The sequence below is a fragment of the Noviherbaspirillum pedocola genome (assembly GCF_016632335.1).
In the GTDB taxonomy this organism is placed as follows: Bacteria; Pseudomonadota; Gammaproteobacteria; order Burkholderiales; family Burkholderiaceae_D; genus Noviherbaspirillum_A; species Noviherbaspirillum_A pedocola.
Map to the genome: position 1 here is coordinate 252,587 of NZ_JAEPBG010000005.1, position 14,721 is coordinate 267,307.

General features: G+C 64.8%; 14 protein-coding genes. 6 read left to right on the forward strand and 8 right to left on the reverse strand.

Features of this window, described 5'->3' with window-relative positions; genetic code table 11:
* The first annotated feature begins 21 nt into the window (after window positions 1-21).
* Together hpnD and hpnE are read left to right on the forward strand one after the other, a co-directional pair.
* Window positions 22-855, forward strand: a complete 834-nt coding sequence (gene hpnD / locus JJB74_RS14290) for a presqualene diphosphate synthase HpnD (protein ID WP_200592554.1) — start codon at window positions 22-24, stop codon at window positions 853-855.
* Complete coding sequence (gene hpnE / locus JJB74_RS14295; protein WP_200592556.1) at window positions 842-2,140, forward strand: hydroxysqualene dehydroxylase HpnE; 1,299 nt, start codon at window positions 842-844, stop codon at window positions 2,138-2,140. The genes hpnD and hpnE overlap by 14 nt, the downstream gene beginning before the upstream one ends.
* A gap of 107 nt (window positions 2,141-2,247) precedes the next feature.
* Here hpnE and radA read toward each other — a convergent pair whose 3' ends face one another.
* On the reverse strand, window positions 2,248-3,618 hold the full coding sequence (gene radA / locus JJB74_RS14300; protein ID WP_200592558.1) for a DNA repair protein RadA: 1,371 nt from the start codon (window positions 3,616-3,618) through the stop codon (window positions 2,248-2,250).
* Window positions 3,619-3,632: 14 nt separating this feature from the next.
* Window positions 3,633-4,718: an alanine racemase gene (gene alr / locus JJB74_RS14305; RefSeq protein ID WP_200592559.1), complete on the reverse strand. Its 1,086-nt coding sequence runs from the start codon at window positions 4,716-4,718 to the stop codon at window positions 3,633-3,635.
* A gap of 153 nt (window positions 4,719-4,871) precedes the next feature.
* On the opposite strand from alr, the gene lplT reads away from it, so the two are divergent.
* On the forward strand, window positions 4,872-6,137 hold the full coding sequence (lplT, locus tag JJB74_RS14310) for a lysophospholipid transporter LplT (protein WP_200592561.1): 1,266 nt from the start codon (window positions 4,872-4,874) through the stop codon (window positions 6,135-6,137).
* A gap of 100 nt (window positions 6,138-6,237) precedes the next feature.
* On the opposite strand, the gene JJB74_RS14315 is transcribed toward lplT, so the two are convergent.
* Genes JJB74_RS14315 through tsaB form a run of 4 tightly spaced genes read right to left on the reverse strand, consistent with a single transcriptional unit; the run spans window position 6,238 to window position 9,158 of the window.
* Window positions 6,238-7,209: a DUF1853 family protein gene (locus tag JJB74_RS14315; protein WP_200592562.1), complete on the reverse strand. Its 972-nt coding sequence runs from the start codon at window positions 7,207-7,209 to the stop codon at window positions 6,238-6,240.
* The gene (locus JJB74_RS14320) at window positions 7,193-8,008 is read right to left on the reverse strand and encodes a uracil-DNA glycosylase (protein ID WP_200592564.1); all 816 of its coding nucleotides are present in this window, start codon (window positions 8,006-8,008) and stop codon (window positions 7,193-7,195) included. The genes JJB74_RS14315 and JJB74_RS14320 overlap by 17 nt, the downstream gene beginning before the upstream one ends.
* Entirely contained in the window at window positions 8,005-8,472 is a 468-nt protein-coding gene (rimI, locus tag JJB74_RS14325) for a ribosomal protein S18-alanine N-acetyltransferase (protein ID WP_234484180.1), read from the reverse strand. Before rimI ends, JJB74_RS14320 begins: the two co-directional genes overlap by 4 nt.
* Complete coding sequence (gene tsaB, locus JJB74_RS14330; RefSeq protein ID WP_200592566.1) at window positions 8,469-9,158, reverse strand: tRNA (adenosine(37)-N6)-threonylcarbamoyltransferase complex dimerization subunit type 1 TsaB; 690 nt, start codon at window positions 9,156-9,158, stop codon at window positions 8,469-8,471. Before tsaB ends, rimI begins: the two co-directional genes overlap by 4 nt.
* A 56-nt stretch (window positions 9,159-9,214) precedes the next feature.
* Here tsaB and JJB74_RS14335 point away from each other — a divergent pair, with 56 nt between their 5' ends.
* Window positions 9,215-9,646, forward strand: coding sequence for a thioredoxin family protein (locus tag JJB74_RS14335; protein WP_200592569.1), 432 nt, complete (start codon window positions 9,215-9,217; stop codon window positions 9,644-9,646).
* Between the two features lie 10 nt (window positions 9,647-9,656).
* Here JJB74_RS14335 and JJB74_RS14340 read toward each other — a convergent pair whose 3' ends face one another.
* Entirely contained in the window at window positions 9,657-12,002 is a 2,346-nt protein-coding gene (locus JJB74_RS14340; RefSeq protein WP_200592571.1) for a mechanosensitive ion channel domain-containing protein, read from the reverse strand.
* A gap of 305 nt (window positions 12,003-12,307) precedes the next feature.
* Here JJB74_RS14340 and lpxO point away from each other — a divergent pair, with 305 nt between their 5' ends.
* Window positions 12,308-13,207 carry a lipid A hydroxylase LpxO gene (lpxO, locus tag JJB74_RS14345; protein WP_200592573.1) on the forward strand — a complete coding sequence of 300 codons (900 nt, stop codon included), beginning with the start codon at window positions 12,308-12,310 and terminating at the stop codon, window positions 13,205-13,207.
* A gap of 24 nt (window positions 13,208-13,231) precedes the next feature.
* On the opposite strand, the gene JJB74_RS14350 is transcribed toward lpxO, so the two are convergent.
* Window positions 13,232-14,215, reverse strand: a complete 984-nt coding sequence (locus JJB74_RS14350) for a zinc-dependent alcohol dehydrogenase family protein (RefSeq protein ID WP_200592713.1) — start codon at window positions 14,213-14,215, stop codon at window positions 13,232-13,234.
* Window positions 14,216-14,340: 125 nt separating this feature from the next.
* Between JJB74_RS14350 and JJB74_RS14355 the strand changes: the two genes are divergently transcribed.
* Window positions 14,341-14,697 carry a hypothetical protein gene (locus tag JJB74_RS14355; protein WP_200592575.1) on the forward strand — a complete coding sequence of 119 codons (357 nt, stop codon included), beginning with the start codon at window positions 14,341-14,343 and terminating at the stop codon, window positions 14,695-14,697.
* Window positions 14,698-14,721 lie beyond the last annotated feature (24 nt).

Sequence of the window (14,721 nt, forward strand, 5' to 3'; positions counted from 1 at the left end):
CCGCACGCCGTCACCCGCCCCATGTCTCCCGATGAATACTGCCAGCAGAAGGCTGTGCAAAGCGGCTCCAGCTTTTATTACAGCTTCCTGTTCCTGCCGCCCGAGCGCCGGCGCGCGATCACGGCGCTGTACGCTTACTGCCGGGAAGTCGATGATGCGGTAGATGAAACCAGTGACGAGAATGTCGCCCGCACCAAGCTGCTGTGGTGGCGTCGCGAACTTGCAGCCATGCTCGCCGGCGAGCCGACCCATCCGGTGACGCGCGCGCTGCTGCCGCATCTGCAGACCTTCAAGCTCAGTGGCGAGCATCTGGCGGCGATCATCGATGGCATGGAAATGGACCTGACCCAGACCCGCTATCTCGATTACCCCGGCCTGAAACGCTATTGCTGGCATGTGGCGGGCGTGGTGGGCATCCTGTCGGCCAGCATTTTTGGTGCTACCCGGCCGGAAACTTTGCAATACGCGGAAAAGCTGGGCCTGGCGTTCCAGTTGACCAACATCATCCGCGACGTCGGCGAAGATGCACGGCGCGGGCGTATCTATTTACCTGTCAATGAGTTGCAGCAGTTTGGCGTGACCGCGGCCGACATCCTGAACGCCAACCACACCGACAAGTTTGAAAAGCTGATGGCCTTCCAAACCACCCGGGCGCAGCAGCTCTATGACGAAGCGTTCGCGCTGCTGCCGGCCGAGGATCGGCGCGCGCAGCGCCCCGGACTGATCATGGCGGCGATCTACCGCACGCTGCTGAATGAGATCGAGCGCGATCGCTTTCACGTGCTGAAACAGAAGATTTCTCTGACGCCGCTGCGCAAGCTGTGGATTGCATGGAAGACCTATGTCCGAGGTTAGCCCGCGGGTAGCCGTCGTCGGCGGCGGCTGGGCTGGCTGTGCGGCGGCGGTCGAACTGACGCAGCGCGGCGCGCAGGTGACGCTGTACGAAGCGGCGCGCACGCTTGGCGGGCGGGCGCGCGCGGTCGACATCAACGGCAGGCGTCTCGACAACGGCCAGCATATCCTGCTCGGCGCCTATGGCGAAAGCCTGCGCCTGATGCGCGAAGTCGGCATCGCCCCGGAGTCGGCATTGCTGCGCCTGCCATTGCAGATGCGCTATCCGGCCGGGCCGGAAGGCATGGACTTTGTCGCACCGCGCCTGCCCGCGCCGCTGCACCTGGCAATCGCACTGCTGCGCGCACGCGGGCTGGATCGTGCCGACCGCCTGGCGCTGGCCCGGTTCTCCACCACCGCGCGCTGGATGGGCTGGCGTCTGTACAACGACTGCAGCGTCGATGAATTGCTGCAGCGTTTTGAGCAGACCGAGCGCCTCATCCGGCTGATGTGGCGGCCGCTGTGCATCGCAGCGCTGAATACGCCGCCGGAGCGCGCGTCAGCGCAGGTATTTCTGAGCGTGCTGCGCGACAGTCTTGGCGCGCGCCGCAGCGCATCGGACATGCTGGTGCCGCGGCTGGATCTGAGCGAACTGTTCCCGGCGCGCGCCGCTGCCTGGCTGTGCGAGCGCGGCGGGCGTGTCGAGCACGGCGCCGCGGTCGACACATTGCAACGCCACGAAGGCGGCTGGCTGCTGCGTGGAGAAAGATACGATGCCGTCGTGCTGGCGGTGCAGCCGGCGGCGGCCGCCGCGCTGATCGATGATCTGGCGCCCTCTCCGCTACCCGCGTTCGAATGGGAAGCGATCACCACCGTCTACCTGCAATACGAAAACGGCCTGCGTTTGCCGCATCCTTTGCTGGCGCTGCTGGACGACCCTGAAACCGGCCGCTTCGGCCAGTTCGTCTTCGACCGCGGGCAGCTCGATGCAGACCGTGCCGGGTTGCTTGCCGTCGTCATCAGCGCATCGGGCGCGGCCCTGCAACTGGGTCGCAACGCGCTCGCCGCTTCGGCCGCGACCCAGCTCGCCGAAGCCTTTGCGATGCCCCAACTCGCCCAGCCCGAATGGAATGCGGTGATCTCGGAAAAGCGCGCAACTTTCGCCTGCACGCCAGGCCTGGCTCGTCCCGGCAACGACATCGGCATCCCGGGGCTGGCGCTGGCTGGCGACTACACCGCGAGCGAGTATCCGGCGACGCTGGAGTCGGCAGTGAGAAGTGGCGTCGCCGCGGCCCGAATTCTTTTGTAGGGTGGGCGCAGCCCACGGGGTCAGGAGTCGAACAACCGCGTGGACTGCGCCCACCCTACCGCATCGTTTCAAACATCGCGGCCGCCTCCCCGCGAACGCGCCCCGCCTTATCCATGCTCCCGCACCCGCGCCAGCGCCTCATCGATGCGTTCCACCGGAATGATGGTCAAGCCTTCGATCGGCGCCTTCGGCGCATTCGCCTTTGGAATCAGCGCCAGCGAAAACCCGAGCTTGGCCGCTTCGCGCAGACGCTCCTGGCCGCGCGGCGCCGGTCGGATCTCGCCGGCCAGGCCGACTTCGCCGAACACCACCAGGCCGCGCGGCAGCGCCTTGCTACGCATCGACGACTGAATCGCCAGCAGCACCGCGAGGTCGGCCGCCGGCTCGGCAATCTTCACGCCGCCCACCGCGTTGATGAACACATCCTGGTCGAATGCGGCAACGCCGGCATGTCGGTGCAGCACCGCCAGCAGCATCGCCAGCCGGTTCTGCTCGAGGCCCACCGACAGCCGGCGCGCATTCGGCAGATGCGACGCATCCACCAGCGCCTGCACTTCCACCAGCAACGGCCGCGTGCCTTCCTGCGTCACCATCACGCAGGAACCGGGCACCTGGTTGTCATGCTGCGACAGAAACAGCGCCGAAGGATTCGACACGCCCTTCAAGCCTTTTTCGCTCATCGCGAACACACCCAGCTCGTTGACCGCGCCGAAACGGTTCTTGATCGCGCGCACCAGGCGAAAGCTGGAATGGGTATCGCCCTCGAAATACAGCACGGTATCGACGATATGCTCGAGCACGCGCGGACCCGCCAGCGCGCCTTCCTTCGTTACATGGCCGACCATGATGATGGTTACGCCGGACTGCTTCGCCACCCGGGTCAGCTGCGCCGCGCATTCGCGCACCTGCGCCACCGAGCCCGGCGCGGAAGTCAGCGCATCCGAATACAGCGTCTGGATCGAATCGATCACCGCCACCTGCGGCTTGTGCTCGGCCAGTGTCGCAACGATCTTCTCGAGCTGGATTTCCGCCTGCAGCATCAGATCGCGCGCATCCACCGCCAGGCGCTTGGCGCGCAGCGCGATCTGCGCGCCCGATTCCTCGCCGCTGACATACAGCACCCGCTTGACGCGCGACAGATTGGCCAGCGCCTGCAGCAGCAGCGTCGATTTGCCTATGCCCGGATCGCCGCCGATCAGCACCACGCCGCCGGCGACCAGACCGCCGCCCAGCACCCGGTCGAATTCCTCGATCCCGGTGCCAAAACGCGGCACATCGATCGCCTCGATGTCGGCCAGGCTCATCACCGGCGAGGCTTGCGCCAAACCCTGCGGCGAGCTCGAGAATCGGTTATTGCCGCCTTCGGCGACGCTCTCCACCAGGGTGTTCCAGGCGCCGCACGCCGGGCACTGACCGGCCCATTTGCTGCTGATGCCGCCGCACTCGCTGCATACATACTGGGTTTTTGCCTTGGCCATTCGCTGCCTTTTCCTTATTCGGTTTCGCGCACCGTCACCGCGACCCGCGGCGCCAGCGCGCACATCAATTCATAACCAATGGTGCCGGCTGCCTGCGCCACCTCGTCGATCGGCAAGCCCTCGCCCCATAGCGTGACCGCGCTGCCGATCCCAGCCCCGGGCGAGCTCGACAAATCCACCGTGATCATGTCCATCGACACACGACCCGCGATCGCACAGCGCTTGCCATCGACCAGCACCGGCGTGCCATCCGGCGCATGCCGCGGATAACCGTCTGCATAACCGCAGGCGACGACCCCGATGCGTGTCGGCTTGTCGGCGACGAAACGGCTGCCGTAACCAACCGCTTCTCCCGCCTCGACCTGTTGCACGCCGATGATGCGGCTCGACAGTGTCATGCCAGGCCGCAAGCCATGGCGCTCGGCGCTGATCCCATCCGGCGTGGCGCCGTAGAGCATGATGCCCGGCCGCATCCAGGCATCGCCAAGTTCAGGGTGATGCAAGCTCGCCGCCGAATTCGCCAGCGACATTTCGACGCCAAGGCCGGCAGCCGCGCCGCGCAGGCGCTCGACCTGCAGCTGCATCGGCAACCTGGGATTGTCTTCGTCATCGGCGTTGGCGAAATGGGTGACCAGCGTGATGTCCCGCACCCAGGGCAAGGCCCGCAAACGCTGGTGCACCGTGGACACCGCCTCCGGCCGGAAGCCGAGTCGGTTCATTCCGGTGTTGACTTTCAAATGCACGTGCAGCGGCTGCGGCAGCCGCGCCAGTTCCAGCATGCGCAGCTGTTCCTCGCAATGCACCAGCACATCGATATCGAGACGGCCAGCCAGTTCCAGGTCGGCGCTGTCGAAGAATCCTTCGATCAGCAGCACTCTTTTGCGCCAGCCAAGCTCGCGCAAAACCTGCGCGGCTTCGGGCTCGACCAGCGCCAGGCCATCGGCGTCGGCAAAGGCACGCATGCCATTGGCCAGGCCGTGCCCATAAGCATTGGCTTTCACCACCGCCCATATGCGCGATGCCGGTGCCAGACGGCGCACCAATCCCAGATTGGAGCGCATCGCAGCAATATCAATAGTGGCGAAAATAGGTCTAGGCATGTGGAGACAATGTGATGAGAGAAGGAAAAGAGCAGGTCGACAATTTTACCGGACGGCATTCCGGCAACCGCGCAGAAATCAAGGGGATAGCAAAGCTTTCATGGTATAAAGCTCGCCAATGTACTCGACCTATTGCCTCGCGGACACTCGTGAATGAAACGCGGTTTTTACACCATCATGGCGGCGCAGTTCTTTTCTTCGCTCGCCGACAATGCTCTGCTGATCGCAGCCATTTCGATGCTGGCGACGATGCATGCACCGGCCTGGATGACGCCGCTTCTGAAGCTGTTCTTCGTGCTGTCCTATGTGTTGCTGGCCGCCTTCGTCGGCGCCTTCGCCGACGGCATGCCGAAGGGGCGAGTGATGTTCATCACGAATCTCATCAAGGTAGGCGGCTGCGCGATGATGCTTGCCGGCGTGCATCCTCTGCTGGCCTATGCAATCGTCGGTTTCGGCGCGGCTGCCTATTCGCCTGCCAAATACGGCATTCTCACCGAACTCCTGCCTCCGGAACGCCTGGTTGAAGCCAATGGCTGGATCGAAGGCCTGACGGTGGCCTCAATCATTCTCGGCACCGTCATGGGCGGCGCGCTGGTCAATCCGAAGATATCCCAGGCGCTGCTGAACATGGACATGCCGCTCATCGATACCGGCATCGACACGCCTATAGAGGCAGCGCTGTGCGTCATTGTCGGCGCCTATATGATTGCCGCAATCTTCAATCTGCGCATTCCCGACACCGGCGCCCGCTACAGCGACCAGGCACATAATCCGGTGCGCCTGATTGTGGATTTTGCCAGCTGCTTCCAGAGGCTGTGGGCGGACAAGCTTGGCCAGATTTCGCTGGCGATCACCACGCTGTTCTGGGGCGCGGGCGCAACCCTGCAGTTCATCGTGCTGAAATGGGCCGAACGTTCGCTGCACATGCCGCTCGACCGTGCCGCGATCCTGCAGGGCGTGGTGGCCATAGGCGTGGCGCTTGGCGCGGTCGCCGCCGCCCGCTTCGTGCCGCTGAGTCGCTCGCTGTCAGTCATGCCGCTCGGCGTCATCATGGGCCTGGTGGTAATGCTGATGACGGTGGTGCATACCGCCTGGATCGCCTACATCCTCCTGATCATCATCGGCGCGCTGTCGGGCTTTTTTGTGGTGCCGATGAATGCCCTGCTGCAGCATCGCGGCCACGTACTGATGAGCGCCGGCCATTCGATCGCGGTGCAGAACTTCAATGAGAACCTGTCGGTGCTGACCATGCTGGTGCTGTATGCGCTGATGGTGAAGGTCAATATGAACGTTAACCTGGTGATCATCCTGTTCGGCGGCTTCGTTGCCGGCACGATGCTGCTGGTAATGCGCCGGCATGCGTATAACCAGAAACGGTACAACTCGATGGCGCTGATTACCGAACATCGACAGCATTGATTTCCGCCGGATTAGCGTAGGGTGGGCGCAGCCCACGCTGTCAGCCGCCGAACAAGCGCGTGGGCTGCGCCCACCCTACGGCGACTGCGCCTGCCTCGTCTCACTCCACTGCCGCCACCCGCGCATGCGCCCGCTCGCTCCAGCCTTCGGGCACGATGAAACCGCGATCGACTTCCAACGCCGCGTCGCCCTCCGCTTCCATGAGCGCCACCAGCACAGGCATGCGCTCGCGCGCGAATTCCGCTGCCAGCAAACCTTCGAGCTCGTCGCGTCCCAGCGTATCGGCGAGTGCGGCGCGCGCCGGCGCCAGCCAGGACAGCCGCGGCAGTATGCAATAGGATCGCGCCTGGGAGAGCTGGCCGATGCCGCACCAGAAACCATGGCAATGCCCCGGCGCGACGCCGCCGGAGGGCAGCTTTGGCCGCTGGCCGACATGGTAGAAAAGCCAGCCTCGCACCAGAGCCTGCGCCGCATGCACTGGCTGCGGCAGCAGCGGCTGTGCCGCGGGATGGGCCGACAGCGCCAACTGGCGGTCGAATATCTTGTGGATCTTGGCGCCCAGGCTGTCGGCCAGGTTCGGACCGACGAAGTAATCGGCTTCGCACTGCCGCACATCGCGCCGCGCCGGCGCCTGCAACAGATAGAACTTGGTCGCAAATTCCCAGTGCAGCAGGTCTGCACCTTCGCGCACCAGGAAGTCGAATTCGCCGATGGTGCGGCCATCGCCATCACGCACCTGCAGATTGCGCGCGGCCAGGATGCCGAGATGCTCGAGATAGACGGCGAGCAGGTTTTCCGCATAGCGGCCAAGTCGAGCGAACGGACGCAAGGCCAGGCGCCGATGCAGTTCTTGTGGATTGGCATCCAGCGCATGCAGCCAGTCGCGCGCGCGATCGCCGGCATCAGGCGGCAGGCTGGCGATGCGCCCGGCCCAGGGACCTTCGGCATTGTCGAGCAGATCAGGCGCGTCGATCAGCCAGGCCAGCGCGCGCACATGCGGATCGCGCAAGCCGGCCCAGCGTCGATGAAAGCGCTGCTGGAAGCTCTCCGCGGGCTCAGCCGCGGCCGGCATAGGCTTCCATCGCCAGGCAAAGATCAGCCCAGGACTTGCTCTTCTCGGTGAGTTTGCGCAGCAGATAGGCCGGATGGTAGGTCACCACCAGGGGCAGGTCGCCGTAATGAAAGATCTGGCCGCGCAGCTTGCCCACCGGACTATCCGGCGGCAAGCCGAGCAGGTAGACCGCGGCGGTCTTGCCGAGCGCCACCAGCACCGTCGGCTGGATCAGCTCGATCTGGCGCTGCAGATACGGCATGCAGGCCATCGCTTCGTCCGGCGCGGGCGGGCGATCCTTGCCCTCGCTGTCGGTCGGGCGGCATTTCACCACGTTGGCAATGTAAGCATTGTCCTCGCGCGACAGGCCCATCGCCCCAAGCATGTTGTCGAGCAGCTTGCCGGCCGGGCCAACGAAAGGCAGGCCCTGCTTGTCTTCATTGCGGCCCGGACCTTCCCCGATGAACATCCATTTGGCGCGCTTGTCGCCGACGCCGAAGACGGTTTTCGTGCGCGACTCGCACAGCCGGCATTTCACGCAACCAGCGACTGCGTTTTCCAGTTCCGCCCAATTCATCTGCGCGACGATCGATGCGTCCGGCGCAGCGCCACCGGCTGCGAGTGGCACCTGAGTCGCCATTTCGACCGAAATGCCCGCCTGATTCGTCTCGGGTGCCTCGGGTACCTCAGCCGCTTCAAACAGCGCCGGCTGCGCCTCATCAGCAGCCGACTGCGCTGCGGCGGCCGGTTTGCGCTGGCGCCAGACCGGCCCCAATCCCATCTCCACGAGCATCTGCTCGCGCCGCGATGGCTTGCTCATAGCTTGAACCTCATCACAATCGCATCCTCGCGGGTGTTGTTTGGCGCCGGGTAATACTTGCGCCGCGTGCCGATGCGCTTGTAGCCGTAACGCTCGTAGATGGCCAGCGCGCGAGCGTTCGACGGACGGACTTCCAGCAGGATCGAAGCCATGTCATGCGCCCGGGCGCAGGCTTCGACATGCTCCAGCAGCGCTAGGCCATATCCCCTGCCATGCAAGGCTGGATCAACCGTGATGTTCAGCAGATGCGCTTCGTCAATGATCATCAGCATCAGGAAGTAACCGACCAGGCGGCCGTCGTCGCGACCGACCCGGCAGAAATAGCCGCTGCGAATCGAGTCATTGAAATTGCCGGCGCTCCAGGGAAACGGATAAGCGGCAAGCTCGATCTGCATGACGTCATCGACATCGACTTCGCGCATGCGTTCGAACTTCAGCGTTTCAGGACTCGCCCGGGCATTCATGCCGCATTCCCCGCGAGGCGCTCGGCCGTGGTCAGCGCGACCTTGTTGCGCAGGTAGATTGGCTGCGCGGCTTCGGGCGTCACGGTTTCACCGCGCGCGTAAGCTTCGCGCGCCAGCGTCGCGACCTGTGCCGCATGCGGCATGATGTCGGCAGCCGCGCCGAAGCCGAAATCGATGCCGGAAAACTGCGGCGCATAGACCGACAGCGCGTTGCCGCAAGCCAGCACCTGGCCCTGCGGCGCGACCGCCTCGGGCCGCGCCAGCGCAGGCTCGCAGACTGCGCGCCATATGCCATCGAAACGGTATTGCGCCCAGTACACCTCGCCCATGCGCGCATCCAGCAGGCAGAGCGCATCGACCGCGCCGCTGCGTTCCCGGCCGGCTTCGGCCATGGCCAGCAGGCTGATGATCGGCACCACTGGCAGGCCGGCGCCGTAAGCCAGGCCCTGGGCAATGCCGCAGCCGGTGCGCACGCCGGTAAAGGATCCGGGGCCGGCGCCAAAGGCGATGGCGTCGCAGTCGGCCAGGCGGATGCCGGCCTCCGCAAGCAGCGACTGCACCATGGGCAGGATGTTCTGGGAATGTGTTTGTACCGAAGGCGCTTCGCGCAACAGCAGCTGTTTGCCATGCAACAGCGCGGCGGAGGCCAGTTCGGTCGTGGTTTCTATCGCGAGGATCGTAGGCATTTCGCTATTTTACCGTTAGAGCGAGCCCGCACCGCCCTGCGGTAGAATGCCCGCCCATGAGCTGCCTAACCCTGGAAACCGATAACCGCTCCGACATCCTGGAAGCCATTGCCGGCGATCGCTGGATCGTCGCCTGCCTGTGCGCCGCTTGGTGCGATGTGTGCCGCCAGTACCGCCCGAGCTTCGAGGAACTGGCAGCGCGCCACCCCGACAAGCAATTCCTCTGGATCGATGTCGAAGACCAGGCCGACGTGGTCGGTGAACTCGATGTCGAGAATTTCCCCACCATCCTGATCCAGCGCGACGATATCGTCGCCTTCTACGGCACGATGCTGCCTGAAGCGCGCCAGCTGCATCGCCTGATCGAAGCGCAGACCGAGCGCTCCGCCGACGAGCTCCTGGCCGAAGCGCAGTCCAGCAGCGAGCGCCGCCAGTGGCAGGACGACTGCAATCTGCGCAGCCTCCTTGCAGACAGCCTGGAAGCCTGAGCCCGACCGATTATTTCGGTGCTGCGCTGTTGGCCTGGCGCAGCGCAGTATCGATCTCCGTGGTCAGGTCGCTGCGCACCTCCATCCAGCTGTCCAGCGCGTCGGTCCAGGCGCGCAATTCGAATTCGATCTGATCGATCGCCCGCCGCACGAACAGCACTTCCGGCGCCGGCGACTCCAGCACTTCCTTGTGGCGACGCGCGACCTCCATCACGATCTCGCGCGCGCGCACTGCGTCCGCATCCGGTTTCAGGATCACCGGCACCGAGATCTGCCGGTGCCCGTTCGACAGCGTCCAGTTGATCACCTTGTCGGAAATCAGCTTGCCGTTCGGAATGATCACTTCGGAGCCGGCAGTGCTGCGCATGACGCTGGCCCGGATGCCGATACGCTCGACCCGGCCGGTCTGGCCATCGACTTCGATGGTGTCGCCGACCTTGATCGGCCGCTCGAACAGCACGATCAGGCCGGAAATGAAATTGTTCACGATGTTCTGCAAACCGAAGCCGATGCCGACGCTGAAGGCGCCAGCCAGGATTGTGAACTTGGTCATGTCCACGCCGATGGCGCCGAGCGCGATGACGATGCCGGTCAGCAGAATCGCATAGTGCACTACCCGCTTGATCGCATACGGCAAACCGCGCTCGAGCCGCAGGTTAGGAAAGATTTCCTCGTCCAGCACGAAACGCACGAAGCGCGACAGCAGGAAGGTGATCCACAAGGTCAGCGCAAAACTGACGAGGTCGCTCACTGCCGGATGCATCGAGCCGATCGGCAACTTCGCATCCCACCATTCGGTGCCGACATTGAGCAGCGCGCTACCCACGCCGAGCGCGCGCAGCGTCAGCCACAGCCAGGTCAGGAAGGCGACCGCGCGCAGCGCACGCTCGGCGCGACGCAGCAGCAAGGGGGCATGGCGCTTGGCCATGCCGAGCAGCGATAGCGGCGGCATGCACAGGAGCGCGTGCAGCAATGCCACGCCGATGCCCGTCAGCAGATGGGCAAGGATGCCGGCATAGGCGGAAAACAGCGCCGTCGTGGCCAGCATGTCGGCCAGGCGCGCGTAGCCGACGATGTCGCCGACAAGCGCCAGCAGGAATGCCGCCACGCCGACCCAGGCGGCGCTGCGCAGCAGGCGCAAACCGGGCAGCTGCGCTTCGCGGTGAAAGCGACGCAGCATCCACGACAGCGCCAGCAGAAACAGCAGGCATTCCAGCGCCAGGGCCCAGCGCCAGAGCGACGGCGCCGGCGCCAGCAGGCTGCGAAGGCGGTCCAAAACATAGAAACCGGTCACTGTGCCCATCACCGGCGTCCAGTCGCGCCAGCCGGCGCGCTTCACGAACACCAGGGTCGGCACCGCCGAAAGCACGCCGGCAACGATCCAGAACGAACGCGGCGCGCGCGGATAGTAAAGCGCCAGGAACAGCAGGCTGATCAGCAGCGCGCTCACCACGGGCATGTCGAACACCCTGGCGCTGTGCTGCAGGATGGCGTCGTCCTTTCCGAGCCGGCGCACCCGGGAACGCATCGCCATCAGCAGCCCGGTGAAAGCGACTACCAGTGCCGCGTGCAGCGCGAAATTGCGGCCGTATTCGGACACATAGCGGCTCAGCGCCCCCGCCTCCCCGTAGCTGCCGGCGTTTTCTCCGGCCAATCGGCGCGCCTGCGGCGACATGGGGTCTGTCGTCCACAGCGGGGCGCTGTCGCGATAGAACAGCCGCGCCGTGGCCCGCTCCTCGGCCTCGGTCAGCGTCGCGGTCGATTGCGCGGCGCGCGCGCCGATGTCGGCCGCCTGGCTCTGCAACGCCAGCAGCCGGCTGCGCCTTCGCTGCAGGTCCTGCTCGGCCTTGCCGATTTCACTCAGCACGCCGTTGATGCGATCCACGAGCTGCGCCGGCGCGTTCGCGCTCGCAGCGGCGTCGCGCGTGGCTTGCCAAGTGGCCTTCAGTTTGCCGAGATCAGCGTCGTCACGGTCCAGGCGCGACAGTGCGCGGCCGAGATCGCGGGTAATGCCGGTAGCGCGCGTCTGCAAATCGCGCCATTCCGTCCCAAGGCTGCGCAATGCATCCAGCGGCGTATTGCGGCCGTAGAGCTGGCCCATCTCGAGATTGCGCGTCGTCACATCGCGCTGCAGCTCGGGCAGCGCTTCGCTAGCATTGTCGAGCGCATCGCCGCTGCTGTCGCGGTTCTGCAGGCGCCGCACCTGGGCGATCGCTGCCTCGGACTGCACAGCCACTTCGGCCAGGGCCACCGGCGTTGGCGCTTCCGGTTTGGCCGGCGCCGTCTCCTTCGCCGGCGGGGTTTGCGCCAGAGCGGCTGGCGCGGGTGTCAGGCCGGCGAACAACAGGCTGAGCATCAGGACACGGACGAGGCGGGATGCGGCGGGGGAACGCGCGACGCGCGCGAAGGCGGGAAGAAAAAGCTTCCGAAGAAGGACGGATGGTGAATCGAACGAACCGGGCATCAGGCGATGTTCCTCCTGGACAAAAGGGCATTCTAGTGACGGCCACGCCGGGACCAGTGCGTCTCGATCAACAAGCCTGCATTTGCGCACCGGGACGCGGCGCCACCCCTTTTGCGCCGCCGCGTTCCGACTTGCGTACAATGTCGCCTTCGTCGTCAGCGGGAGCGCCTCCCGCGCCTCATTGAATCCAGCACACCATGAAGTGGACCATTGTCGCCATCTACGTTCTCTCCATCCTGCACATCCATTTCCGCGGCAGGGTGCGGCTGCCGGTCTTCCGCCAGCTCTTCGACCATTCCTCGGTCGTCGCGCCGCTGAATACCTTCATGCATGCGCTGTCCGGCGTGCCGCTGACCCCCTTCCTGCCGACGAGCCGCTTTCCCGATCTGCTGCCGCTGGAACAGAACTGGCAAATGATCCGGGCCGAAGCGCTGAACCTGATCGAGATGCAGAAGATCAAGGCTGCGGAAAAGAATAACGACGCCGGCTTCAATTCCTTCTTCAAGGAAGGCTGGAAGCGCTTCTACCTGAAGTGGTATGACGCCAGCCATCCATCGGCCGAGGCGCTGTGCCCGAACACCGTGGCGCTGCTGAAGACGATTCCGAATGTGAAGGCAGCAATGTTCGCAGAGCTGCCGCCGGGCGCGAAGCTGAACCGCCACCGCGATCCGTACGCCGGTTCGCTGCGCTACCACCTTGGCCTGGTAACGCCGAACAGCGACCGCTGCTTCATCGACGTCGATGGCGAACGCTACAGCTGGCGCGATGGCCAGGGCGTGATCTTCGATGAAACCTATCTGCACTGGGCCAAGAACGCCAGCGATCAGAACCGCATCATCCTGTTCTGCGATATCGAGCGGCCGATGCGCTTCCGCTGGGCGCAGAAGATCAACAAGTGGCTGGGCAAGACCCTGATGACCGCGGCCAGCTCGCCCAACGATACCGGCGACCAGACCGGCGGCATCAACAAGCTGTTCCGCGTCGTCTTTCACATCGGCCGCTACCGCCGCCGCTTCAAGGCCTGGAACAAGACCGTCTACCAGATCACCCGGCTGGCGCTGATCGGCGGCATCGCGGCCTGGATCATCTTCGGCTGAACGCTGCCCTCTTCCTTCAACTCCTTACGGAATCAGCACCGCGGCGCCGTCAAAGGCGCCGCTGCGCAAGGCTTCCAGCGCCTCGTTGGCCTGCGCCAGCGGATACGGTACCGGCGAGGTATGGATCTCCATGTCCGCGATCGCGGCAAAGAATGCAGCGCCATCCTCGCGCGTCAGGTTCGCCACCGAGCACAGGCTGCGTTCGCCCCAGAGCAAGGCATACGGGAACGACGGAATATCGCTCATGTGTATGCCGGCGCACACCACCACACCGCCCTTGCGCACCGCAGCCAGCGCCTGCGGCACCAGCGCGCCGGCCGGCGCAAAGATGATGGCCGCATCGAGTTCGGCCGGCGCGCGCGCACCGGCGTCCCCTGCCCAATGCACGCCAAGGCTGAGCGCGAACTGCTGCGAACGATCGTCACCCGGACGCGTATAGGCGAACACTTCCCGGCCCTGCCGCAGCGCGAACTGCGCAATGATGTGCGCGGCCGCGCCGAAACCGTAGAGCCCGATGCGGTGCGCAGCGCCGGCAAGACGATAGGCGCGATAGCCGATGAGCCCGGCGCAGAGCAGCGGCGCGGCATGCAGATCATCGATGGCATCCGGCAGGCGCAGGCAATAACGGGCATCGGCGAGCGCGTATTCGGCATAGCCGCCATCGCGGTCGTAGCCGGTGAAGGTCGGCGCATCGCACAGGTTTTCGCGCTGCGCCGTGCAGTACGGGCAGATGCCGCAGGTTCCGCCCAGCCAGGGCACGCCGACGCGATCGCCGTGTGTGAACGTCGCTACAGTGCTGCCCAGCTCCTCTATCCGCCCGACGATCTGATGCCCCGGAACCAGCGGACTGCGCCGTGACGGCAGTTCGCCATCCACGATGTGCAGATCGGTGCGGCACACGCCGCAGGCGCTCACACGGATCAGGACTTCATGCGCTGCCGGCCGCGGCACTGGCAGCAAGGCGGCGCGCAAGGGCATGCGCGGCTGATCGAGCACCATTGCAGCCATCAGCTGCGGCCTTGATGCTTTGGGCATTTCCGTATTCATGGGTGCTCCCGCTCCGAACCCGGCGACAGCTCACAGGCTAGGACAAGCCGGCCGCAAACCCTTGCGCCAGCCCAAGCGGCAAAAACTTGATCAACGAGCTCGGTAGCGCAGGTGAGGAATTTCACGCGCAAACCGCACAAACCGGCGCTTTCGCGGGAACGAATACGCTGCACTTGCAGCCAGCCAAGCCGGATGCCCGAAAGCGTTGCCCGGCGCGGCGACTATGCATTTTCCGGCCATGCTTTGCGCCTGCCTGGAGCGATTCGAAGCGAGTGCGGCTGTCAATTTTTCCGACAAGGCGGCGCGAAGATCTTTCAAAGACGAAGGCATGGGAACGCGACGCCATCCATTTCGATCGTCTGACCGGGAAACGCAGATTTTTCGTTCCCAAGCAGGTCGATATTCGCATTATTGGTCGCTTGTCGCGCGCCCTTACAAAATAGCGCCAGCTACGCCGCCGCATCTTT